This window comes from Streptomyces sp. SID3212, assembly GCF_009865405.1.
Lineage (GTDB): Bacteria > Actinomycetota > Actinomycetes > Streptomycetales > Streptomycetaceae > Streptomyces.
Genome location: NZ_WWJY01000029.1, coordinates 1 through 602, shown reverse-complemented (window position 1 = coordinate 602; position 602 = coordinate 1). Strand labels below are relative to the sequence as shown.

The window sequence follows — 602 nt, the reverse complement described above, 5'->3', positions numbered from 1 at the left end:
CCCTGCTGGAGCAGGCCCTGGTCGAGCAGCAGCCGGTGGCCCGCGAGGACCGCCTCGCCGTCGCCGGGGCGCGGCACCGGACGGGCCGACTCGCGCGGCGCGGTGGCCCGGGAGCCGTCCCAGCCGCCGAGCCGGTCCAGTTCGGACCGTACGGCCCGGTGGTCGGGCAGCGCGAAGTGCACGTCCAGGGCGTCCGCCAGCATGTGGAGGACACGCGCGTCGGAGGGGGCCAGGCGCCGCGTCATCTGCTCGGGCTTGAGCGCCGCCTCGAACAGCCGCGCCCTGCCCTCCCAGTTGAGGAACGTGCCGGGCTTCTCGGCGACGGCCGCCACCGGGAAGACCACGTCCGCCCGGTCGGTGACCTCGCTCGGCCGCAGCTCCAGCGAGACCAGGAAGCCGACCGCGTCGAGCGCGGCCCGCGCGCCCGCCGGGTCCGGCAGGTCCGCCAGTTCGACGCCCGCGACGACCAGGGCGCCCAGTTCGCCGGTCGCGGCGGCCTCGACGATCTGGCCGGTGTCGCGCCCGTAGGCGTGCGGCAGTTCCCGTACGCCCCAGACCGCGGCGGTCTCCTCACGGGCCCGCGGGTCCGTGGCCGGGCGTCC

Annotated in this window: 1 protein-coding gene; it reads right to left on the bottom strand. The window is 77.6% G+C overall.

The genetic code is table 11. The features are described from left to right. Window positions 1–602, bottom strand: a 602-nt coding sequence (locus tag GT042_RS01270; RefSeq protein ID WP_161306840.1) for a molybdopterin-dependent oxidoreductase, incomplete at both ends; no start/stop codon positions are given.